The organism is Neoroseomonas soli, from assembly GCF_018129065.1.
Taxonomy (GTDB): domain Bacteria; phylum Pseudomonadota; class Alphaproteobacteria; order Acetobacterales; family Acetobacteraceae; genus Neoroseomonas; species Neoroseomonas soli.
In genome coordinates this window covers 1-22,703 of record NZ_JAAEDM010000003.1, presented here as the reverse complement: position 1 = coordinate 22,703, position 22,703 = coordinate 1, and the positions used below count along the sequence as shown (strand labels likewise).

The 22,703-nt window shown below is 71.5% G+C and carries 19 protein-coding genes and 1 tRNA gene; 11 read left to right on the top strand and 9 right to left on the bottom strand.

Annotation, left to right across the window (positions count from 1 at the left end; genetic code table 11):
• Nucleotide 1 precedes the first annotated feature (1 nt).
• From GXW76_RS01645 to GXW76_RS01620, 6 genes are all read right to left on the bottom strand, one after another.
• A complete protein-coding gene (locus GXW76_RS01645) occupies nt 2-577 on the bottom strand; it encodes a peroxidase-related enzyme (RefSeq protein WP_211860244.1) in 576 nt (191 codons plus the stop codon).
• Nucleotides 578-645: 68 nt separating this feature from the next.
• On the bottom strand, nt 646-1,104 hold the full coding sequence (locus GXW76_RS01640; protein ID WP_211860243.1) for a hypothetical protein: 459 nt from the start codon (nt 1,102-1,104) through the stop codon (nt 646-648).
• On the bottom strand, nt 1,101-1,988 hold the full coding sequence (gene ftsY / locus GXW76_RS01635) for a signal recognition particle-docking protein FtsY (RefSeq protein WP_246513840.1): 888 nt from the start codon (nt 1,986-1,988) through the stop codon (nt 1,101-1,103). The genes GXW76_RS01640 and ftsY overlap by 4 nt, the downstream gene beginning before the upstream one ends.
• A gap of 659 nt (nt 1,989-2,647) precedes the next feature.
• On the bottom strand, nt 2,648-3,916 hold the full coding sequence (gene mtaB / locus GXW76_RS01630; protein WP_211860242.1) for a tRNA (N(6)-L-threonylcarbamoyladenosine(37)-C(2))-methylthiotransferase MtaB: 1,269 nt from the start codon (nt 3,914-3,916) through the stop codon (nt 2,648-2,650).
• Entirely contained in the window at nt 3,913-4,746 is an 834-nt protein-coding gene (dapF, locus tag GXW76_RS01625) for a diaminopimelate epimerase (RefSeq protein WP_456307097.1), read from the bottom strand. The genes mtaB and dapF overlap by 4 nt, the downstream gene beginning before the upstream one ends.
• Nucleotides 4,747-4,814: 68 nt before the next feature.
• Entirely contained in the window at nt 4,815-5,405 is a 591-nt protein-coding gene (locus tag GXW76_RS01620; RefSeq protein ID WP_211860241.1) for a hypothetical protein, read from the bottom strand.
• 227 nt (nt 5,406-5,632) lie between these two features.
• On the opposite strand from GXW76_RS01620, the gene rpmI reads away from it, so the two are divergent.
• From rpmI to GXW76_RS01580, 8 genes are all read left to right on the top strand, one after another.
• Nucleotides 5,633-5,839, top strand: a complete 207-nt coding sequence (rpmI, locus tag GXW76_RS01615; protein WP_168040549.1) for a 50S ribosomal protein L35 — start codon at nt 5,633-5,635, stop codon at nt 5,837-5,839.
• Nucleotides 5,840-5,854: 15 nt separating this feature from the next.
• Nucleotides 5,855-6,211: a 50S ribosomal protein L20 gene (rplT, locus tag GXW76_RS01610; RefSeq protein ID WP_211860240.1), complete on the top strand. Its 357-nt coding sequence runs from the start codon at nt 5,855-5,857 to the stop codon at nt 6,209-6,211.
• Nucleotides 6,212-6,461: 250 nt separating this feature from the next.
• A complete protein-coding gene (gene pheS / locus GXW76_RS01605) occupies nt 6,462-7,541 on the top strand; it encodes a phenylalanine--tRNA ligase subunit alpha (protein WP_211860239.1) in 1,080 nt (359 codons plus the stop codon).
• A 177-nt stretch (nt 7,542-7,718) separates the two neighbouring features.
• A complete protein-coding gene (gene pheT, locus GXW76_RS01600) occupies nt 7,719-10,214 on the top strand; it encodes a phenylalanine--tRNA ligase subunit beta (RefSeq protein ID WP_211860238.1) in 2,496 nt (831 codons plus the stop codon).
• Nucleotides 10,211-11,392, top strand: a complete 1,182-nt coding sequence (locus GXW76_RS01595) for an MFS transporter (protein WP_211860237.1) — start codon at nt 10,211-10,213, stop codon at nt 11,390-11,392. The genes pheT and GXW76_RS01595 overlap by 4 nt, the downstream gene beginning before the upstream one ends.
• A 112-nt stretch (nt 11,393-11,504) precedes the next feature.
• Complete coding sequence (lepA, locus tag GXW76_RS01590; protein ID WP_211860236.1) at nt 11,505-13,310, top strand: translation elongation factor 4; 1,806 nt, start codon at nt 11,505-11,507, stop codon at nt 13,308-13,310.
• A gap of 161 nt (nt 13,311-13,471) precedes the next feature.
• Nucleotides 13,472-14,461 carry a tripartite tricarboxylate transporter substrate-binding protein gene (locus tag GXW76_RS01585; RefSeq protein WP_211860235.1) on the top strand — a complete coding sequence of 330 codons (990 nt, stop codon included), beginning with the start codon at nt 13,472-13,474 and terminating at the stop codon, nt 14,459-14,461.
• A gap of 64 nt (nt 14,462-14,525) precedes the next feature.
• Nucleotides 14,526-14,616 (top strand) — tRNA-Ser (locus GXW76_RS01580).
• A 178-nt stretch (nt 14,617-14,794) separates the two neighbouring features.
• Here the strand turns inward: GXW76_RS01580 and tldD are convergent.
• From tldD to GXW76_RS01565, 3 genes are read right to left on the bottom strand one after another with little or no spacing between them, the layout of a single operon-like run.
• Nucleotides 14,795-16,225, bottom strand: coding sequence for a metalloprotease TldD (tldD, locus tag GXW76_RS01575; RefSeq protein WP_211860234.1), 1,431 nt, complete (start codon nt 16,223-16,225; stop codon nt 14,795-14,797).
• A complete protein-coding gene (locus GXW76_RS01570) occupies nt 16,222-18,858 on the bottom strand; it encodes a sensor histidine kinase (RefSeq protein WP_338150863.1) in 2,637 nt (878 codons plus the stop codon). Before GXW76_RS01570 ends, tldD begins: the two co-directional genes overlap by 4 nt.
• Nucleotides 18,855-19,943, bottom strand: a complete 1,089-nt coding sequence (locus GXW76_RS01565) for a COX15/CtaA family protein (RefSeq protein WP_211860232.1) — start codon at nt 19,941-19,943, stop codon at nt 18,855-18,857. Before GXW76_RS01565 ends, GXW76_RS01570 begins: the two co-directional genes overlap by 4 nt.
• 99 nt (nt 19,944-20,042) lie before the next feature.
• On the opposite strand from GXW76_RS01565, the gene GXW76_RS01560 reads away from it, so the two are divergent.
• The 3 genes from GXW76_RS01560 to ubiM form a co-directional block, all read left to right on the top strand.
• A complete protein-coding gene (locus tag GXW76_RS01560) occupies nt 20,043-20,831 on the top strand; it encodes a glycosyltransferase family 2 protein (protein WP_211860231.1) in 789 nt (262 codons plus the stop codon).
• Entirely contained in the window at nt 20,828-21,523 is a 696-nt protein-coding gene (locus GXW76_RS01555) for a TVP38/TMEM64 family protein (RefSeq protein ID WP_211860230.1), read from the top strand. The genes GXW76_RS01560 and GXW76_RS01555 overlap by 4 nt, the downstream gene beginning before the upstream one ends.
• A gap of 62 nt (nt 21,524-21,585) precedes the next feature.
• On the top strand, nt 21,586-22,703 hold a 1,118-nt coding region (gene ubiM, locus GXW76_RS01550), incomplete at its 3' end, for a 5-demethoxyubiquinol-8 5-hydroxylase UbiM (protein ID WP_211860229.1).

Here is a 22,703-nt window from a genome sequence, read left to right as displayed (position 1 = left end):
CTCAGCCCCTCCCCATCGCGTAGAACTCGTCGTTCGGGCGCAGGCTGGTCACGTTCGCCAGCCGGTTGGACATGCCGAAGAAGGCGGCGATGGCGGCGATGTCCCAGATCGCCTCATCGTTGAAGCCGGCCTTGCGCAGCGCCTCGTGGTCGGCCTCGTTCACCTCGTTGGCGCGGTCGTTCACCTTCATGGCGAATTCCAGCATCGCCTTCTGCTTGTCGGTGATGTCGGCCTTGCGCCAGTTGGCGGTGACCTGGTCGGCGATCAGCGGGTTCTTGGCGCGGATACGCAGAATGGCCCCGTGCGCCACCACGCAGTACTGGCATTGGTTCCGCGACGACACCGCGACGACGATCATCTCGCGCTCCGCCTTGGTCACGCCTTCCGACTTGTCCATCAGCGTGTCGTGGTAGGCCATGAAGGCGCGGAACTCTTCCGGCCGATGCGCGAGCATCAGGAAGACGTTCGGGATGAAGCCCGACTTCTCCTGCACCTTCAGGATCCGGGTGCGGATGTCATCCGGCAGGGTGTTCAGGTCGGGGATGGGCGTGCGGGCGATCGGGCGGGTCTTGGGCATGGCCTGGTCCTGGAGTTCCTGCCCCGAGGATGTCGCGCCACCCGCCGCCCCTGGCAAGGGGTGGGCGGTCAGCGGGGCGGCGCCGCGCCCCGCAGCGCGGCCATCACGTCCTCCGGCGTCTCGCGCACGGCGACGTCGGTGTTGAAGCGCAGCCCGACCATCACGATAGCCGCGCGCGCCCCGGCGGCGTGGCGTTCCTGCGATTCCCGGACCAGCACGACGCGGTCGGCGGCGATGTAGATGCGCTGGCCGTTGAGGTCGGTCAGCGGGATGAGCCGCTGTCCGGTCGCGGCGACCCGCTGCGCGATGGCTTCCAATGGCTCGACCGTGCGCTGCTGCACCCAGGCGGTGGTGTCCACCACCGTGTAGCCCTCGGCACGGCCGATCCGCACCACCTGGCTTGCCGCGATCAGCACGGGCCGGGTGCCGAGGCCGGGCGAGATCTCGATGAAGTCCCCGCCCGCCTGCGCGGTGAGGACGGGCAGCGCGGCCAGCAGAAAGGCTCGCCGGCCGCCGCGCGGGATCATTCGAGCCCGAGCAGCCCGCGCGCGTAGTCCCTTGCCTCGAAGGGCCGCAGGTCCTCGGCCTTCTCGCCAACGCCGACCACGTGCACCGGCAGGCCGAATTCCTGCGCCAGCGCGACGACGACGCCGCCCTTGGCCGAGCCGTCGAGCTTCGTAACCGCAAGGCCGGAGACGTCCACCATCTCCTTGAACACCTTCACCTGCTGGACGGCGTTCTGGCCGGTGGTGGCGTCCAGCACGAGCAGGACGGAATGCGGCGCGGTCTCGTCCACGCGGCGGATGACGCGGATGACCTTCCGCAGTTCCTCCATCAGCGCGGACTTGTTGTGCAGGCGGCCGGCGGTATCGACCAGCAGCACGTCGAGGCCCTCCGCCCGCGCCGTGCCCAGCGCGTCGAAGGCGAGGCCGGCGGCGTCCGCGCCGGGCTTTGCGGGCGGGAAGAAGCGAGCCCCGGTGCGGTCAGCCCAGACCTGCAACTGCTCGACGGCCGCGGCGCGGAAGGTGTCGCCGGCGACGAAGCCGGTCTTCAGCCCGGCCTCGCGGTACTGCCGGCCGAGCTTGGCGATGGTCGTCGTCTTGCCGGTGCCGTTCACGCCGACCACCAGCACGACATGCGGCGCGCGGGCGGGCTCGATCACCAGCGGCTGCGCGACCGGGGCGAGGATGGCGGCGATCTCCTCGGCCAGCGTCGCCTTCACTTCCTCATCCGTCACTTCCTTGCCGAAGCGCGTCTTGCGGAAGCCCTCGACGATGCGGCGGGAGGCGGCGACGCCGAGGTCGGCGGCGATCAGCGTTTCCTCGAGTTCCTCCAGCGCTTCCTCATCGAGGCGGCGCTTGCGAAATAGGGTGGTGACGCTGTCGGTCAGCTTCGCGGTGGAACGCGCCAGGCCGGCCTTGAGGCGGGAGAACCAGCCCTGGCGCGGCTCCGTGCCTGGCTGCGGCGCGGGGGCAGCCGCAGTCGTGTCGGCAGAGGTCGCGGTGTGGCCGGCCGGTAGCGGGGCCGTGGTTGCGACGGCGGCGGGCTCGCTCGGCGAGGCGGCCGGAAGGGCCGCGGGGGCAGGCGCCGAGGGCGCGAGCGGCGGGCGAGGCGGGGCTTCCGCGAGAGGTGCGTAGAATGCGGTCCCGGACGCGGCCTCGGCGGCTGGTGCGACCTCCGGACGTGGCAGCGTTTCCACGAGGGGCGCGGACCATGCGGCCTCGGCGGCAGGCACGGGCGGCGCAGCCCTGGCGGTCGCCGGCTGGCGCGTGGCGTCGGAGGGACGCCCGGCATCGGCGACCGGCGCGGGCGGGGTGGCGATGCTTGCCGGTGCCCAGGCCTCGACGACGGGCGCACCCCCGCTGGGTGGCGGGATCTCGACCGGCATCGGCTCCGGCGACGGGTCGGGGATGAAGGGCGGCGTCTCGGCGGGGCCGGGTTCAGGCGTCTCGGGGCCGGAGGGCGGGGCCTCCGGCGGGCCGGGGATGGGGAGTTCCGGCGGGCGCTGGGGATCGGAGGGAGCCTCCTCCCCGCGGGAGCGGAAACGGCTGAAGAGGGATTTGAGGACCATCAGGCGGCCTCCGCCAGCAGGGCGTCAGGGGTCGCGCCGGTCACGCGCAGGCGGCGGATCTCGCCGGGGGTGGCGGTGCCGCGCGCGAGGCGCAGGGGCGCGAAGTGTTCCGTGTGGCCACGGTCGGCGTGTTCGAACAGCACTGCCTCCTCCTGGCCGATGCGGGCGTTGAACAGCCGCGCGGCGGCGCGGGCGCCGGCTTCGCGCAGCCTGGCTGCGCGTTCCTTGCGTAAGGGCACGGGCAGTTGCGGCATGCGCGCGGCGGGCGTGTCGGGACGCTCGGAATACGGGAAGACGTGCAGGAAGCTCAGGCCGCAATCCTCGACCAGGGCGAGGGTATCGGCGAAGTGTTCTTCCGTCTCGGTCGGGAAGCCGGCGATCAGGTCGGCGCCGAAGACCATGCCGGGGCGCAGGCGGCGGGCGCGCTCGGCCAGCGCGATGGCGTCCGCGCGCAGGTGGCGGCGCTTCATGCGCTTGAGGATCAGGTCCGCGCCATGCTGCAAGGAAAGATGCAGGTGCGGCATCAGCCGCGGTTCCTCGGCGATCAGGCGCCAGAGATCCTCGTCCACCTCGACCGGATCCAGCGAGGACAGCCGCAGCCGCGGCAGTTCCGGCACCAGCGCGAGCAGCCGCCGCACCATCTGGCCGAGGCTCGGCCTGCCCGGCAGGTCGGGGCCGTAGGAGGTGATGTCCACCCCGGTCAGCACGACCTCGCGATAGCCGGCCTGCACCAGCGCGCGCACCTGCTCCACCACCGCGCCGATCGGCACCGAGCGCGACGGCCCGCGGCCGAAGGGGATGACGCAGAAGGTGCAGCGGTGGTCGCAGCCCTGCTGGACCTGCACGAAGGCCCGCGCGCGTCCGGCGAATTCGGTGACGAGATGCGCCGCCGTCTCGGTCGCCGCCATGATGTCGCTGACCGGGGCAGGGGGGGCGTCCAGCGCGGCCCAGGTCTCGGGCTTCAGCTTGTCGGCATTGCCGATCACGCGATCGACGCCGGGCAGGGCGGACCACTTCTCCGGCGCGATCTGCGCGGCGCAGCCGGTGACGATGATGCGGGCGCCGGGATTGTCGCGGTGTGCCTTGCGGATGGCCTGGCGGGCCTGGCGCTCGGCCTCGGCGGTGACGGCGCAGGTGTTCACGACGATGGCGCCCGTCTGCCCGGCCTTGGTGGCGTCGCCCGCGAGGGCGCGGGACGCAAGGTCGCGCATCGCCTCGGATTCATAGGTGTTGAGGCGGCATCCGAAGGTGAGGACCTCGACCGTCATGCGCCGTAGGCCCCGAGGTCCAGCGTGCCGGAAAATGCGGTGGCGACCGGGCCGGTCATCAGCACGTGGCCGTCGGCTTCACGCCATTCGATCACAAGGTCGCCGCCGGGCAGGGACACGGTCGCGCGCCGCCCGGTCAGGCCGCGGCGCGCGGCGTTCACCACCGTCGCGCAGGCGCCCGAGCCGCAGGCGAGCGTCAGCCCCGCGCCGCGTTCCCAGATCACCAGCCGGATATGCGCGGGCGAGAGCACCTGCGCGAAGCCGATATTGGCGCGGTCCGGGAAGATCGGATCGCGTTCGAGCTTCGGGCCGAGTTCGGCCACCGGGATGGCGTCGAGGTCCTCCACGAAGAAGGTCGCGTGCGGATTGCCCATGGAGCAGGCCGCGGGGCCCGACACCGGCCCGAGGGAGAGCGGCACGTGCAGCGTATCCACCTTGCGGGCCAGCGGCACGTCGTCCCAGCGCAGCCGGGCGGGGCCCATGTCGGCGCGCCAGAGGCCACCCGGCAGGCGCTCCACCGGCAGGTCGCCGGCGATGGTGCGGACCACCACGCGGTCCTTGCCGGCCTCCTCCGCCACCAGGGAGGCGATGCAGCGCGTGGCATTGCCGCAGGCGCCGGCCTCGGAGCCGTCCGGGTTGCGGATGCGCATGAAGACGTCGGCGCCGGGCGGCGGCTTCTCCATGATGATGAACTGGTCGCAGCCGATGCCGAAATGGCGGTCGGCGATGGCGGCGGCGCGGGCGGGGGTGACCGGCAGGGCGCCGGCGCGCGCGTCCAGCACGACGAAGTCGTTGCCCAGGCCGTGCATCTTGCGGAAGGGGACCATCACGGGGTCGATATGCCCCGCCGGGCCTCGCGATCCAAGGGCTTAGCGCGCGGGACTGCCACGCGCGGCGTTCAGCCGTTCAGCAACCGGTCGATCTCGGCCTGGGCGAGGTCCGGGCCGGCGGTGGCGGGGTCGGCGATGGTGGGTGCGGCGCCGTGGACCTCGAGCCGTGGGGCATCGGCCGGCACGAGGCCCGGCACCAGGCCGTCCAGGATGGTTTCCACCTGCTGCAACTGGCGGATGGCGCGGCGGATGCGCTGGCCCGTCAGGTCCTGGAAGGAGCACGCCTGGAAGATGGCGTTCACCCGTTCGGTCAGCACGGCGAGCGAGGCGGCATCCTGTGGGGCATCGTCCAGCCAGGACTGGATCGCCTCGGCGGCTTCGAGGATGGTCTCGGCCGCGGTTTCGGTGGCCTGGACCACGGCTTCGAGCTCCAGGCCGGAATTGCGGGCGCCGGAGGCCGGGATGGCGATCAGCCGGGCGATCTGGGCCTGGACCTCCGTGATGCGGGCGGCGAGGTTCTCCTCGCTCATCCCCAGCAACTGGACGGAGGCAGCGACCTCCGCGCTGAGTTCCGCGATGCGGCGGTCCATGAAGGCGCGCAGCGCGGCGAAGTCGGGGGCGAGGGCGGTGCGGATCGTCTCGGCGGTCTCGGGCGGCAAGGGGCTGGCCTCGGGAAAGGGGGCGCACCCATCAGACACCTCGGAAGATAAAGGCTCCGTTGCGGGGGGGGGCAGGGTTGCGGCAGTCGGCGCCGGGGTCTATACGCCCGCCTCCCGCGTCGTGGCCCCATGGACATGCCCGGCCGGGAACACGCGTCCCCGCCGCATGGTGCGGCCCCGGCCTGCCGGGAGCGAAGCGGGACGTGCCGACCCCACAGGAGGGCCAAATGTCCAAGATGAAGACGAAGTCGAGCGTGAAGAAGCGCTTCCGACTGACCGCCACGGGCAAGGTCAAGGCCGGCGCCGGCAACAAGCGCCACATGCTGACAGCCAAGACCAACAAGATGAAGCGCCAGAATCGCGGCATGTACGTCCTGGACAAGCAGGATGGCGATACCGTGAAGCAGTGGCTGCCCTACGGGCTGGATCGGTAAGGAAGGGGACGCACCATGGCTCGTGTAAAGCGCGGCGTCACCAAGCACGCCCGTCACAAGAAGGTTCTCAAGCTCGCCGAGGGTTATGTCGGCCGGTCCTCGACCGCCTACCGCCCCGCGCTCGAGCGCGTCGAGAAGGCGCTGCAGTACGCCTATCGCGACCGCCGCAACCGGAAGCGCGAGTTCCGCGGCCTGTGGATCCAGCGCATCAACGCCGCGGTCCGTGAGCACGGCCTGACCTATTCCCGCTTCATCGCCGGCATCAAGGCGGCGGGGATCGAGATGGACCGCAAGGTGATGGCGGCGCTGGCCTTCGACGAACCGGCGGCCTTCGCGGCGCTGGTCGAGAAGGCGAAGGCGAAGCTGGCTTGATGGTGCGCGCGCGCACCGCGCGCGCCCCTCAGGCGCCGGGCGGCGGCCATCCGGCCGCCTTGGCCTCGCGGCACTAGCCGCGGGCCGCATTCGCGGCCTCGGCTCGCCGATCGGCGAGCCGCAGGTTTCGCGAAACCGGCTCAGGCGTGTCTCGTCATCCGGGGGTTCCCCCGGGCCTCCTCAGCGTTTAGCAAAGGGCCGCTTCCCGGCGACGGGGCGCGGCCCTTCGTGCTTTCCGGACATGGTGCCAATGACCGACGACCTTGCTTCCCTGCAGGCCGAGACCGAGGCCGCACTCGCGGCCGCCGCCGACCTCCGTGCGCTCGATGCCGTGCGCGTGGGGGTGATGGGCAAGTCCGGCAGCCTGACCGCGCTGCTCAAGGGGCTGGGCGCCGTCCCCGCCGACCAGCGCAAGGAGCGCGGCGCCGCGCTGAACCGGCTGAAGACAGCGATCGAGGCGGCGATCGACGCCCGCCGCTTGGTGCTGGATGCCGCGGCGCTGGACGCGCGCCTCGCCGCCGAGCGCATGGACGTGACGCTGCCGCCGCGCCCCTTCGCAGCCGGCACTGCATCCGATGGCGGCATCCACCCCATCGCGCGGACCATGGAGGAACTGACCGCCCTGTTCGGCGCCATGGGCTTCAAGGTCGCCGAGGGGCCGGACATCGAGGGCGACTGGTACAATTTCGGCGCGCTCAACATCCCCGACCACCACCCGGCGCGGCAGGATCACGACACCTTCTACCTGCCGGAAGCGGACGGGAAGCGCCCGGTGCTGCGCACCCACACATCCCCGGTGCAGATCCGCACCATGATCGCGCAGGAACCGCCGATCCGCGTCATCGTTCCCGGCCGCACCTACCGCGCCGACCATGACGCGACGCATTCGCCGATGTTCCACCAGGTCGAGGGGCTGGTGATCGACCGCGGCATCACGCTCGGGCATCTCAAGGGCTGCCTGATCGACTTCCTGCGCGCCTTCTTCGGCATCGCCGACCTGCCGGTGCGGTTCCGGTCGTCCTACTTCCCGTTCACCGAGCCCTCCATGGAGGTGGACATCGGCTGGAGCCGGAAGACCGGCGAACTCGGCAAGGGCGGCGACTGGCTGGAGATCCTGGGCTCCGGCATGGTCCACCCGAAGGTGCTGGCGAATTGCGGCATCGACCCGCGCGAGTGGCAGGGCTTCGCCTTCGGCATGGGGATCGAGCGCATCACCATGCTCAAGCACGGCATCCCGGACCTGCGGCCGTTCTATGAGGCCGATATCCGCTGGCTGCGGCATTACGGCGCGGATCCGCTGGCGCCGGCGACGCTGCATGAAGGGGTGTGACGTGCGAGGGGGCGCCGCCCCCTCGCGCTCCCCCGCCGAGGGCCGAAAGGCCCTCGGAACCCGATACCGCGCCACCCTCGGCGGTGGGGCGCCATGTGATGGTTTCCAAAGGCCTTTCGGCCTTTGGTGGGGTGGTCTGGAGGGGCAAGGCCCCTCCAGGAAGACGAGGCTGACCCGATGAAGTTTACTCTCTCCTGGCTGCGCGACCACCTCGACACCGAGGCCGGCATCGACGAGATCGCCCGCACGCTCAACGCCATCGGCCTCGAGGTCGAAGGCATCGAGGATCGCGGCGCCGCGCTCGCCACCTTCCGCATCGCCCGCGTCATCGAGGCGGTGCAGCACCCGAATGCCGACCGGCTGCGCCACCTGCGCGTCGATATCGGCGACGGCGTCGAGCGTTCCGTCGTCTGCGGCGCGCCGAATGCGCGCACGGGCATGATGGGCGTCGCCGCGCTGCCGGGCGAATACGTCCCCGGCACTGGCGTCACGCTGAAGGTCGGCGAGATCCGCGGCGTGAAGTCGGAAGCGATGATGCTCTCGGCCCGCGAGATGGGCCTCGGCGACGATCACTCCGGCATCGTGGACCTGCCGGCCGATGCGCCGCTCGGCGAATCCTACGTGAAGTGGGCGGGGCTCGATGATCCGATCATCGAGATCAGCGTCACGCCGAACCGTGGCGATGCACTGTCCGTGCGCGGCGTCGCGCGGGACCTGGCGGCGGCGGGTCTCGGCACGCTGAAGCCGTGGTCGGCTCCGGCGGCGGCGCCGGCCTACAAGTCGCCGCTGAACTGGAAGATCGAGGATCCGCGCGCCTGCCTCTGGGTGCTCGGTCGCGCCGTTCGTGGCGTGAAGAACGGGCCTTCGCCGAAGTGGCTGCAGGACCGCCTGACCGCGATCGGCCTGCGCCCGATTTCCGCGCTGGTGGACATCACCAACTTCTTCACCTTCGACCTCGGCCGCCCGCTGCATGTCTTCGACGTGGCGAAGGTGAAGGGCACCGACCTGACCATGCGCATGGCGCGGGACGGCGAGACGCTGACCGCGCTGAACGGCAAGGAATACGCGCTGACGGCCGAGGATGGCGTGATCGCGGACGCGGCTGGTGCGGAAGCCCTCGGCGGCGTCATCGGCGGCGAGCATTCGGGCTGCGACGAGACGACGACCGAATGCTTCATCGAATGCGCGCTGTTCGATCCGGTGCGCATCGCGCTGTCCGGCCGTCGCCATGATGTCCGCACCGACGCCCGCGCGCGCTTCGAGCGCGGCCTCGACCCGGCCTTCCTGCCCGATGCGCTGGAAGCGGCGACGCGCATGATCATCGAGCTTTGCGGCGGCGAGGCGAGCGAAGTGTCTGAAGCGGGCGCGCAGCCGTCCTGGAAGCGTTCCGCCACGCTGCGCTTCGACCGCGTGCGCGACTACGGCGGCCTCGACCTGCCGGCGGATGAATCCGTCGCGCGCCTGCAGCGCCTCGGCTTCGCCGTGCAGGCGCGGGATGCGGCGAGCGTCACCGTCGCGGTGCCGTCCTGGCGCAACGACGTGGCCTCCGACCTCTCCTCCTACCGTGCTGGGGGCGGTGCCCTGGCGCAGTTCGCGGGCCTCGACCCGGCCCGCGCCGCCAAGGCCGCCGAGGGCTGCGCCGCCATCGAGCCGGAATGCGACCTGGTCGAGGAAGTGCTGCGCCTCGGCGGTCTCGATGCCGTGCCGGCGGTCTCGCTGCCGGCGCTCGCCGTCATCCCGCCGCCGGCCTTCACGCCGAAGCAGGCGCGCGCCGCGCTCGCCCGCCGCGTGCTGGCTGCGCGCGGCATGCAGGAAAGCGTCACCTTTGCCTTCATGGAGGCGAAGACCGCCGCCCTGTTCGGCGCCACGCCCGAGGCCCTGCGGCTGGTCAACCCGATCGCCGCCGATCTCGACCAGATGCGGCCGACGCCGGTCGCCTCCCTGCTGCTCGCGGCATCCCGCAATGCGGCGCGCGGCTTCGCGGATGTGGCGCTGTGCGAGCTCGGCGCCGCCTATCGCGACGTCACGCCGGACGGTCAGGCCTCGGTGGCGGCGGGCGTACGTCACGGCTCCACGCCGCGCCACTGGGCGGAAGCGTCGCGCGGCGTCGATGCGCTGGACGCGAAGGGCGACGCGCTGGCGGTGCTCACCGCGCTCGGCGTGCCGATGGCGGCGCTGCAGGTGACGACGGACGCGCCGGGCTTCTACCATCCCGGCCGTTCCGGCGTGGTCCGCCAGGGGCCGAAGACGGTGCTCGCCACCTTCGGCGAGATCCACCCGAAGGTGCTCGCCGCCCTCGACCTGCCGGGTCCGGCGGTGGCCTTCGAGGTCTTTCTCGACGCCGTCCCCGAGCCGAAGCGTCGCAAGAAGGGTGCCCCCGACCTGCCGGCCTTCCAGCCGCTGCGGCGCGACTTCGCCTTCATCGTGGAGGACAAGGTCGCCGCCGAAGCCGTGCTGCGCGCCGCGCGCGGGGCGGACAAGGCGCTGATCGCCGAGGTCTCGCTGTTCGACGTCTACCAGGGCAAGGGCGTGCCGGAGGGGTCGAAGAGCCTCGCCGTCCAGGTCACGATCCAGCCGCGGGAAGCCACGCTGACCGACGCGCAGATCGAATCCGTCGCGGACCGCGTGGTGGCGGCGGTTGCCAAGGCCACCGGGGCGGTGCTCCGCGCATGACCGCCGCCGCGGACGGCAAGCGCCTGAACCTGGCGCTGCTGGCCGCGGCGATCGTGCTGGTGCTGTCGGTCTGGTTCGCCGGGACGGTCGCGGTGCCGTCGCTGATCGGGCAGGGGCTCATCTCGCCGGGCCGGGCGGCCTGGCTGACGGCCTGCGTGCAACTCGGCTTCGTCGCCGGAACGCTGGTCAGCGCGGTGCTGTCGCTGGCCGACCGGATGGACGCACGGCGGCTGTTCCTTGGTTGCGCGCTGCTCGCCGCGGTCGCGACGCTGGCGCAGACGCAGGCGGCGCCGGCGGGCGGGGCGGCCTTCGCCCTGCGCTTCGTGGCCGGTGCGGCCATGGCCGGCGTCTATCCCGTGGGCATGAAGCTGGCGGCGTCCTGGGCGAAGGGCGATCTCGGGCTGCTGATCGGCATCGTGGTCGGGGCGGTCACGCTGGGTTCCGGATTGCCGCATCTGCTGCCGGAGGTTGCAGGCAGCCTCGACTGGCGCACCGCCTATGCCGGGGCCGGGGTGCTGGCGGCGGCGGGCGGGGCGCTGATCCTGCCATTCCGGGCGGGGCCGCTGCTCGGCGCCCGCCCGCCCTTCCACCCGGCGCAGGTGCTGGAGGCTTGGCGCAACCGGGGATTGCGCCTCGCGAACCTCGGCTACCTCGGGCACATGTGGGAACTCTATGCCATGTGGGCCTGGATCGGGGTGTTCCTGGCCTCGATGTTGGGGCGGCCGTATGTCGGGACCTGGGTGTTCGGCGTGCTGGCGGCGGGCGCCGCTGGCTGCGTGCTGGCGGGACTGGTGGCGGACCGGTGGAACCGGGCGAGGGTCGCCGCGCTCTGCATGGTGGCGTCGGGATCCTGCGCGGTGCTGATCGGGCCGGCTTCGGCCTGGCCCGCGCTGGCGCTGGGTCTGGCGTTCCTCTGGGGGTTCACGGTGGTGGCGGATTCGGCGCAATTCTCGGCCTGCATCGTCAGCCTGTCCCCGCCGGATTACGTCGGGACCATGCTGACGGTGCAGACCTCCCTGGGCTTCCTGCTGACGGCGGGGACCATCGCGCTGCTGCCTGTCGCCATGGCGGAGCTCGGGCCGGGTTGGGGCTTCGCGCTGCTGGGCATCGGGCCGCTGCTCGGGGCGGTGGCGATGTGGCGGCTGGCGCCGATGCTGCCGCGCCCGGCCGCCGGGTAGGTCCGAACCCGCACCGAATGGCGCCGGAAAGGTTGGACTCGCGGCACTTCTGCCTTATCTCCCCGCGCAGACGGCCGAGCGTCACCCGGCGCCGGCCCTTCCTCGGATTCCCATGACCGACACGCCGCTCGAACTGATCCGCAACTTCTCCATCATCGCCCATATCGATCATGGGAAGTCCACGCTCGCCGACCGTCTGATCCAGCAGACCGGCGCGCTGACCCAGCGCGAGATGAAGGAGCAGATACTCGACAACATGGACATCGAGCGCGAGCGCGGCATCACCATCAAGGCGCAGACCGTGCGCCTGACCTATCCGGCGAAGGACGGCAAGACCTACGTCCTGAACCTGATGGACACGCCGGGCCATGTGGACTTCGCCTATGAGGTGAGCCGCTCGCTCGCGGCCTGCGAGGGGTCCCTGCTGGTGGTCGATGCCTCCCAGGGGGTCGAGGCGCAGACGCTCGCCAACGTCTATCAGGCGATCGATGCGGGGCACGAGATCGTGCCGGTCCTGAACAAGATCGACCTCCCGGCGGCCGAGCCCGACCGCGTGAAGCAGCAGATCGAGGATGTGATCGGCCTCGACACCTCCGACGCGGTGATGATCAGCGCCAAGACCGGCCTGAACATCGAGGGCGTGCTCGAGGCCATCGTGCAGCGCCTGCCGCCGCCGAAGGGCGACGCCAGCACCACCACCAAGGCGCTGCTCGTCGATTCCTGGTACGACGCCTATCTCGGCGTGGTGATCCTGGTGCGGGTGAAGGACGGGCACCTGAAGAAGGGCCAGCGCATCCGCATGATGTCGAACGGCGCGGTGCACACCATCGAGCAGGTCGGCGTCTTCAAGCCGAAGCTGACGCCGATGGACAGCCTCGGGCCGGGCGAGGTGGGCTACGTCACCGCCGCCATCAAGACGGTGGCCGACACCAATGTCGGCGACACCATCACCGACGACCGCAGTCCCGCGGACGAGCCGCTGCCGGGCTTCAAGCCCTCCATTCCCGTGGTGTGGTGCGGCCTCTATCCGGTGGATGCGGACGACTTCGAGAAGCTGCGTGAGTCGCTGGCGAAGCTGCGGCTCAACGACGCCTCCTTCCACTTCGAGATGGAAACCTCTGCCGCGCTCGGCTTCGGCTTCCGCTGCGGATTCCTCGGCCTGCTGCACCTGGAAATCATCCAGGAACGCCTGTCGCGCGAGTTCGACCTCGACCTGATCGCGACGGCGCCCTCGGTCGTCTACAAGGTGCACAAGACCAGCGGCGAGATGTACGAGTTGCACAACCCGGCCGACATGCCGGATGGCAGCCTGCTCGACCACATCGAGGAGCCGTGGATCAAGGCGACCATCATGCTGCCGGACGACTACCTCGGCCCGGTGCTCGCGCTGTGCAACGAACGCCGGGGCCAGCAGGTGGAACTGACCTATGTCGGCGCGCGCGCCATGCTGGTCTATCGCCTGCCGTTGAATGAGGTGGTGTTCGACTTCTACGACCGGCTGAAGTCGGTCAGCCGCGGCTACGCTTCCTTCGACTACCAGATGGACGGCTATGCCGAGGGCGACCTCGTGAAGATCTCCATCCTCGTGAACAACGAGCCGGTGGATGCGCTGTCGTTCATGGCGCACCGCAGCCAGTCGGAACGCCGCGGCCGGCAGATCTGCGAGAAGCTGAAGGAACTGATCCCCCGCCAGCTCTTCAAGATCCCGATCCAGGCGGCGATCGGCGGGCGCGTCATCGCGCGCGAAACGATTTCCGCCCTGTCGAAGGACGTCACCGCGAAGTGCTATGGCGGCGACATCAGCCGCAAGCGCAAGCTCCTCGAGAAGCAGAAGGAGGGCAAGAAGCGCATGCGGCAGTTCGGCAAGGTCGAGATCCCGCAGAGCGCCTTCATCGCCGCGCTGAAGATGGACGCCTGAGCCGTCGCCTCCCGGTCGCCTGGCATCGGGTTGATCGGGGGGCGAGACCGGCGACGGATCGGCGCCACCCGCCCGTGTGACTTGACGCCGGGTGGCTGAGTACCCATTGACGAATCAAAGAACAATCACGGGCCACGCAAGCCCGTCGCCGAGGAGACATCATGCTTCATCTCTCACGCCGCGGCCTGGCCGCGCTCGCCATTACGGCGTCCGGCGCGCTCGCCGCACCGGCCCTGGCCCAGCAGGCCTTCCCGTCCCGTCCGGTCACGATGGTGATCCCCTTCGCGGCCGGCGGCCCGACGGACACGGTCGGCCGGCTGATCGCGCAGGCCATGAGCGCCGAGCTCGGCCAGCCGGTGGTGGTGGAGAATGTCGGCGGCGCCGGCGGCACGCTCGGCGCGCAGCGCGTCGCGCAGGCGCGGCCGGATGGCCATACCGTCCTGCTGCATCACATCGGCATGGCGACGATCCCGACGCTCTACCGCCGCCTCTCCTACGACCCGGTGGGCGGCTTCGAGACTCTCGGCCTGGTGACCGAGGTGCCGATGACGCTAATCGCCCGCCGCAACATCGAGGCGAACAGCCTGGCCGAGCTGGTCGCGTTGATCCGCCGGCGCGGTGAGGGATTGAACTACGCCAATGCCGGCATCGGCGCCGCGAGCCACCTCTGTGGCCTGCTGCTGATGAAGGCGGTCGATACGCGCATGACGACCGTGCCCTATCGCGGCACGGGCCCGGCAATGAACGACCTGGTCGCCGGCACGGTGGATATCATGTGCGACCAGACCACCAACACGACCGAGCAGATCCGCGCCGGCACGGTGCGCGCCTTCGCGGTGACGACGCCCGAGCGAATCGCCGCGCTGCCTGATCTGCCGACCTCCGCGCAGGGCGGCCTGCCGGGCTTCGAGGTGAGCGTGTGGCATGGCCTCTATGCGCCGAAGGGCACGCCGGCGCCGATCGTCGCGCGGTTGAACCAGGCGCTGGTGAAGGCGCTGCAGGATGAAGGGATTGCGCGGCGTTTCGCCGATCTCGGCACGGCGCCGGTGCCTGTGGCGCGGGCGACGCCGCAGATCCACCGCGAGTTCTGGCAGGCGGATATCGCCAAGTGGCGGCCGCTGATCCAGGCGGCGGGGCAGTTCGCAGATTGATGTGAAAAGGCTGCGGTTGGTGGGTTGCCCTGCGGCCGCAGCCTGATTATGTTCCGCGCCCTCCGGACAGGTGGCCGAGCGGTCGAAGGCGCGCGCCTGGAAAGTGCGTATACGTCAAAAGCGTATCGAGGGTTCGAATCCCTCCCTGTCCGCCAGTTCCTATGAGTGCCGCGCTCTCCACCTGACCAACCACCGCGCCAGGTGGCAGGTTTTGACCATGGCCCCGGGAGTGCCATCCGCCGCGGCATCGACTGCGGCGGGGTCGGGATAATCCTCGCCCCTCGGAACCGTGCCGGTCTCCGCACTGCGTTGCATCCGCCGCGAGGAAACGCGTCAGCGGACGGCCGTGCCGCCCACCGTCAGCCCGGCCATCTTGAGCGTCGGCTGCCCCACGCCTACCGGCACCCCCTGGCCTTGCTTGCCGCAGGTGCCGATGCCGGGGTCGAGCGCCATGTCGTTGGCCACCATCGTCACCTTGGTCAGCGCATCCGGTCCGTTGCCGATCAGCGTCGCGCCCTTCACCGGCGCGCCGATCCTGCCGTTCTCGATCAGATAGGCCTCGGATGCGCTGAACACGAACTTGCCGCTGGTGATGTCCACCTGCCCGCCGCCGAAGTTCACGGCGTAGAGGCCGCGCTTCACGCTCGCCAGAACGTCCTGCGGAGTATGGGCGCCGCCGAGCATCACCGTGTTGGTCATGCGCGGCATCGGGATATGCGCGTGGGACTGGCGGCGGCCGTTGCCGGTCGGCGCCACGCCCATCAGCCGCGCATTCTGCCGGTCCTGCAGGAAGCCGGTCAGGATGCCGTCCTCGATCAGCACGGTGCGGCCGGAGGGGGTGCCCTCGTCATCCACCGTGATCGAACCGCGCCGGTCGGGGAGGGTGCCGTCATCGACCACCGTCACGCCGGGGGAAGCGATGCGCTGGCCGAGCAACCCGGCGAAGGCGGAGGTCTTCTTGCGGTTGAAGTCGCCCTCCAGCCCGTGGCCGATCGCCTCGTGCAGCAGGATGCCGGGCCAGCCGGGGCCGAGCACCACCTCCATCTCGCCCGCCGGGGCGGGGACGCTGTCGAGGTTCACCAGTGCCTGGCGCAAGGCTTCCTCCACCGCGGCCTTCCACTGCGCCTCCGAGAGGATGCGGCCGTAGTCGAAGCGGCCGCCGGTGCCGAAGGATCCGGTCTCGCGCCGCCCGTTGGCCTCCACCACGACCGAGACGTTCATGCGCACCAGCGGGCGCAGGTCCGCCACGCGCTGGCCGTCCGGACGCAGGATCTGCACCGCCTGCCATTCCCCGGAGATCGAGGCCATCACCTGCACCACCCGCGGGTCGCGCGCGCGGGCGAAGGCGTCGATCTCCTGCAGCAGCGTGGTCTTGGCGGCGAAATCCATCGCCGGAAGCGGATTGGCGTCGGAATAGAGGCGGGCATTGGTCGCGCGCGGCCCGGTCTCCAGCGTGCCGGAGCGGCCCTGGCGCACTGTCCTCACCGTCTCCGCCGCGCGGGCGAGCGCGGCGTCGGAGAGTTCGCCGGCATGGGCGTAGCCCGCCGCCTCACCCGCCACGGCGCGCAGGCCGAAGCCGCGCGTCGCGTCGTAGGAGGCGGAGCGGATGCGCCCGTCCTCGAGCGAGATCGCCTCGCTCTCGCGGTATTCCAGGAAGAGCTCGCCGTCCTCGCAGCCCGCCGTCGCCTCGCGCAGGCGGCGCTCGGCCGCATCGCGGTCGAGCATGCCGAAGAACAGGGCATCGGTGGTGGCAAGGGCGCTCATGTCGTCTCCTGGGTCGCGGCTGTCGGGGAGATGGTGATCCCCGGCGGCAGGCGAAGGGTGGCGGTGGTGCCGTGGCCGGGGGCGCTCTCCAGGTTGAGGGTCGCGCCCATGGCTTCTGCCAGCACCTGCGACAGATGCAGGCCGAGGCCGGATCCGGCGAAGCGCCGCGCATGGGAGGATTCGAGCTGGGTGAACGGCTCGAAGGCGCGCGGGATCTGCTCGGGCGGCATGCCGATGCCGGTGTCCGTGATTCGGAAGGCGAGGCCGCCCCCTTCCTCCGGTGTCACCGTGATGCTGGCCCGCCCGCCTGGCGGGGTGAATTTCACCGCGTTGTCGAGCAGGGCGAGCAGGATGCGGCGCAGCCGCCGCTCGTCGCAGACGGCATGCGGCAGGTCCGGCGTGGCCTCGACGTCGAGCGTGAGGTGCGCCTCCGTTGCCGCGCTCCGCATCGCCTCGCGGAGCGAGGCGGCGAGCGCGACGACATCGACCGGCATCCGGGCCGCCGCGTCCTGCGGGCCGGCGGCGCGGGCGACGTCGAGGATGTCCTCGATCAGCGAGAGCAATTGCCGCCCGGCGTCGCGCACCGCTTCGGCGTATTCGGCGACCTGCTCCGGTGCCGGGTCGGCCAGGAGGGTCTCGGCGAAGCCGATGACGGCCGAGAGGGGGGTGCGCAACTCGTGGCTCATGGTCGCGAGGAAGCGGGACTTCGCCTGGCTGGCCGCCTCGGCCGCGATGCGGGCGCTTTCGAGTTCGTCGCGGATGCGCCAGTCCTCCGTGACGTCGCTGTAGGTGCGCACGTAGCCGCCATCGGGCGTGCGGTCGGTCGTCACCTCAACGATGAGGCCGTTGGCGCGGCGACGGATATACCGGTCCGGGGCGCGCAGCGGGTCCGCCAGGCGCTCGCCGAGGACCACCTCCATGTCCCTGTTCGAGACGTATTCGCCCGCGCGGATCTGATCCTGCCGCAGTTCGAAGACGGTCCGGCCGGGGCGGAAGGCCTCCGGCTGCAGGCCGGTCATGGCGGCGGCCAGGGCATTGGCCATGACCACCCGCCCCTCGGCGTCGAAAAGGCAGATGCCGTGACGGATGTTGTCGAGCATCACCTGCAGGATGCCGGCGCGGCGCTCGGCCTCCGCCTGCGCCGTGGCGAGCGCGGTGATGTCGACATGGGTGACGACGAAGCCGCCATCGGGCGTCGGGTCGGAGGAGACCTCGAGCACGCGCCCCTCGGGCGTCTTCCGCACGCCGCGATAGGGTTTGCTGCGGTCGAGTTCCAGCGCCGCGCGCGCCAGCCGGTCGCCATCCGGCCCGAGACGTCCCGTGACGTGAAGCAGCGTGACCAGGTCGTCGACGCTCCGCCCCGGGCGGATCTCGCCGGGCTCGTGCCCGGCCAGCGCGCCGGCGAGCGCATTCGCGGTGATCACCTTCCGGTCGGGGCCGTAGACGATGAGGCCGTGCCGCATGGAGGCCATCGCGGTTTCCAGCACCGCGGCGCGCCGGCGCGCCTCCTCCTCGGCCCGCCAGACGGCGGTGATGTCGGTGATGACGGAGACGTGCCCGCCATCGGGCAGCGGTGCGGTGCGGACGTCGAGCGTGGTGCCGTTGGGGCGCAGGCGTCGCCGTTCCTGCGGGCGGGAGGTGTCGCGCGCAATCTCCCGCGCATAGACCTCCGCCGCCTCGCCCGGTCCGTATTCGCAGGCTTCGGCGCGACGGCGGATGACATCCTGCAGCGTGTCGCCGACCCACAGCGGCGCGCCTTCCATCAGCCGGACATAGGCGGTGTTGAACCGCGCCACGCGCCGGTCGTGCGTCCAGACGCAGATGCCGTGGGGCAGCGCCTCGAGCACGCCGTCGATGAGGGCGGCGCGGCGGCGGGCCTCGTCCTCGGTGCGGCGCAGTTCGGTGACGTCGTCGGCCTCGATCAGGAAGCCGCCATCGGACTGCGGCGAACTTGCGAAGCGCACGATCAAGCCATCCGCGCGCTCGCGCTCGGCGACGCGCGGCTTGCGGCGGTCGGCGGAGACGCCGGTGGCGAAATGTTCGCGACCTTCGCTGGTGAGGAACTCGCCGGCTTTTGCCAGGCCTTCCATGATCTCGCGCAGGGTCGGGTGGCCGGCCAGGAGCTCCGGCGTGGCGCCCGAATGGCGTCGATAGGCGGGGTTGTGCAGGACCAGGCGCTGCGCCTTGTCGAACAGGGCGACGCCGCCGCGCTGGGCTCCGAGCACGCGTTCCAGCAGCGCCGCTGTGGCGCGCGCATGGCCCTCGGCGCGCTGCAGGGTGGTGATGTCGATCGAGCAGAGCACGAAGCCGCCGCCGGGCAGCGGCAGGGTCGTGACCTCCGCGAGGCGCGCGCCGTCGGCGCTGCACTTGTGCCAGACACGCGCGGTGCTGCGGTCCTGCGCCAGCGCTTCGGCCGCCAGCGCGGCGGGGTCGCCCGGGCCGAGCAGCCCGCGGAAGGCGAGGAGACTAAGGATGTCACGCAGCGGCGTACCGGCAGGGAAGCGGGCGGGATCGGCGCCGACCTCCCGCCACAGCGCGCCATTGGCCAGGATCAGCCGATCCTCGCCATCCATCACGAGGACTGGGTGTGGCAGGGCCCCGAGGGCCCGCAGCGCGGCGTTTTCCGCCGTCACCCGGAGGGGACCGTCGCCGCCGGGCGGCGAAGCGCGTGCATGGCCAGGATGGCGCCGGTCAGCACCAGCACGGCGACGGCCTGGTGCAGCGTGCCGAGCCAGACCGGCACCACGGCGAGCAGCGTGGCAACGCCGAGCGAGTATTGCAGCACGATGGCGATCCCGAGGCCCGTCACCGCGCCGCGGACGCGCCCGCGCGGCAGGCTGCGCCAAGCCAGCAGCGCGGCCCACGCGGAAGCGGCAAGCGCCGCCGTCGCGAGCAGCCGGTGGTTGAACTGCACCGCCGCGATATTGGTCGCGAGGTTTGTCCACGCCGGTTCCAGGCGCCAATAGCCTTCGGGCACCAGGCGTCCCTCCATCAATGGGAAGGTATTGTAGTCGAAACCGGCCCGGATGCCTGCAACGAAGCCGCCCGCCAGCATGGCGAGCAGCGCGAGCCCAGCCGCAGCATGCGCCCAGCGGCGCAGCGCGGGCGGGGCGGGGTTGGGCTCGGGCGCGGGTCGCACAAGGGTCAAGGCGGTCCAGAGGAGCACGGCATAAAGCAGCAGCGCCATGCCGAGATGGATCACCAGGCGATATGGGGAAACTGCGGTGCGGTCGGCCTCGAAGCCCGAGGCGACCATGAACCAGCCCACCGCCCCTTGCAGGCCGCCGAGCGCCAGCAGCAGCAGCAGCCGCGGCTTAAGCTCCGCCGGCACCCGTCCGCGCAGCCAGAACCACGCCAACCCCGCCACATAGGCGATGCCGATCAGCCGTCCCCAGAAGCGGTGGATCCATTCCAGCCAGAAGATTTCCTTGAACCCTTCCAACCCGAAGCCCTGGTTCATGAGCTGATACTGCGGAATGGTCCGGTACAGATCGTAAAGGCGGTTCCATTCCGCGTCCGAGAGCGGCGGCAGGAAGCCCGTGATCGGCGCCCATTCCATGATGGACAGGCCGGAACCGGTCAGCCGCGTGGCCCCACCGATCGCGATCATGATCCAGACCAACCCCGCAACGAAGAGGAGCCAGCGCGCCACGGCGCGGCGACGGTCGGCGGAATCCTCGGCGGAAGGGAGGGTCTGGCTGCGGGGATCGAAGGGCATGCCGCGCGATATAGGGGAGGCGCCGGCCCGACGCACGGGGGGTGCCCCGTTCGTCCGGGCTGCTTGCGGGGGCGGGGCCGGGCTGCTACCGCCCGCCGCATGGTTCCCGCGCCCAGCGCCGGTTCCGTGCCCGCCGAGGCGGCGCCGGATATCGTCGCGCCCCCTCTGCTGTCCGTCGTCATCCCCGTCCGCAACGAGGCGCCCAACATCGCGCCCCTGGTGGCCGAGATCGAGGCCGCGCTCGGGCCAGTTCCGCATGAGATCGTCTATGTCGACGACGGATCGACCGACGGCACGCCCGATGCGTTGCGCGAGGCACGGGCCGCCGGCGCGCCGGTGCGCGCGATCCGCCACCGCGACTCCTGCGGCCAGTCCGCCGCCGTCGTGACCGGGGTGAAGGCCGCGCGCGGCCGCTGGATCGCAACCCTGGACGGGGACGGGCAGAACGACCCCGCCGACATCCCCCGCCTGCTCGCCCGCGCCGAGGCCGAGGCCGCCGCAGGGCGCCGCACCCTGGTCGCCGGCCACCGGGTGAACCGGCGGGACAGCGGGATGAAGCGCTACACCAGCCGCATCGCCAACGCCGTGCGGTCGCGCCTGCTGAAGGACGCGACGCCGGATACCGGCTGCGGGCTGAAGGTCTTCCCGCGGGACCTGTTCCTCGAATTCCCGCAGTTCGACCACATGCACCGCTACCTGCCGGCGCTCACCCTGCGCGCCGGCGGCACCGTGGTCAGCGAGCCGGTGAATCACCGGCCGCGCGTGCGCGGCGCGTCCAACTACGGCACGCTGGACCGGCTGATGGTCGGCCTGTTCGACCTGGTCGGCGTGGCCTGGCTGCAGCGGCGCGGCCGCCGGCCGGTGATCGAGCGCGACGAGGGGCCATGACCGCCCTGGCGGCGGCGGCCCGGCGCCGCGCGGCGCTGCTGAAACTGGCCACCCTCGCGGCCGGGCTGGTGGCGGCGGGGTTCCTGTTGCGCGGCATCGGCCTGGCGCCGGGCACGGACTGGGTGGACCGCTGGGTGCTCGGGCAGGGGCTGCTCGGGGACCTGGTCTTCATCGCGATCGGGGCTGCCGTCACCGCCGCCGGCGCGCCGCGCCAGGGGGTGGCGTTCCTCGCGGGCTACGCTTTCGGGGCGGTGGAGGGCACGCTGCTTTCGCTGATCGCGCAGGTGGCGGGCTGCGGCCTGTCCTATGGCTGGGCGAGGGCGGTCGGGCGGGGCTGGGCGGAACGCCGGCTGGCCGGCCGCTACGGACACCGGCTGCGGCCGCTGCGGGACGTGCTGGCGGGCAGCCCCTTCAACGCGACGCTGGCGCTGCGGCTGCTGCCGATCGGCAACAACCTCGCGCTGAACCTGCTGGCGGGGATGGCGGCGATCAGCGCCTGGCCCTTCCTGGCGGCCTCGGCCATCGGGTACCTGCCGCAGACGGTGGTCTTCGCGTTGCTCGGCAAGGGCGTCCGGGTGGATGGGGCGTGGCAGCTTGCGCTGGCGGCGGGGCTTTTCGTGGTGTCGGCGGCGCTCGGTTTCGCGCTGCTGCGACGGCACCGCGCCGGGCAGGCGATGGACGAGGACGAGTAGGGCCAAGGCGCCGGTTGCGCTGGATCATGGACGGCGCGGGCCGTCCGGGGGGATGGGACGGCATGGACACGGATGTCGCGATCATCGGGGCGGGGCCGGCGGGGCTGGCGCTGGCCTGCGCGCTCGAGGGCAGCGGGCTCAAGGTCACGCTGCTGGAACGGGCGCCGGAGGCCGCGATCGCCGACCCCGCCTTCGACGGGCGTGAGATCGCGCTGACCCACCGTTCCCAGGCCATCCTGCGCGACGTCGGTGCCTGGGAGCGCATCCCGGCCGCCGAGACGGCGCCATTGCGCGAGGCGAAGGTGATCAATGGCGCCTCCCCGCTGGCGCTGCACTTCGCGCCGGGGGCGGATGGCGAGCCGCTGGGCCGGCTGGTGCCGAACCACCTGATCCGCCGCGCGCTATTCGATTGCGCCGCGGCCGGACAGGACGCGCGGCTGGTGGCCGGGCGGTCCGTCACCGGGCTGGCGCTGCTGCCGAAGGAGGCGCGCGTGACGCTCGACGGCGGGCAGGAGGTGCGGGCGCGCCTCGTCGTCGCCGCCGATTCCCGCTTTTCGGAATCGCGCCGGCGGGCGGGCATCGGCGCCGCCATGCTCGATTTCGGGCGCACCATGATCGTCGCGCGGGTGTCGCACGAACAGCCGCACGAGGGCATCGCGACGGAATGGTTCGGCCACGGGCAGACCATCGCCATGCTGCCGCTGAACGGGGAGGTCTCCTCTGTCGTGCTGACCCTGCCGCCGCACAAGGCGGAACGGCTGATGGCGATGACGCCGGAGGAGTTCGGCGCCGAGGTGACGAAGCGCTACGAGGCGCGGCTCGGGCAGATGCGCCTGGTGGCGACGCGGCATGCCTATCCGCTGGTGGCAGTCTATGCGCACCGCTTCGCCGGACGGCGCTTCGCGCTGCTGGGGGATGCCGCGGTGGGCATGCATCCCGTCACGGCGCACGGGTTCAATTTCGGGCTTTCGGGGGCGGAGGTGCTGGCGGCGCGAATCCGCCGGGCCGCCGATCCGGGCGAGGCCGGGGTGCTGGCCGGTTACGCCTCGGCCCACCGGCGGGCGACGCTGCCGATGTTCCTGGGGACCAACGCGATCGCCCGGCTCTACACGGACGACCGGGCGCCGGCGCGGCTGGCGCGGGCGGCGCTGATCGGCGCGGGCGCGGCGCTGGCGCCGGT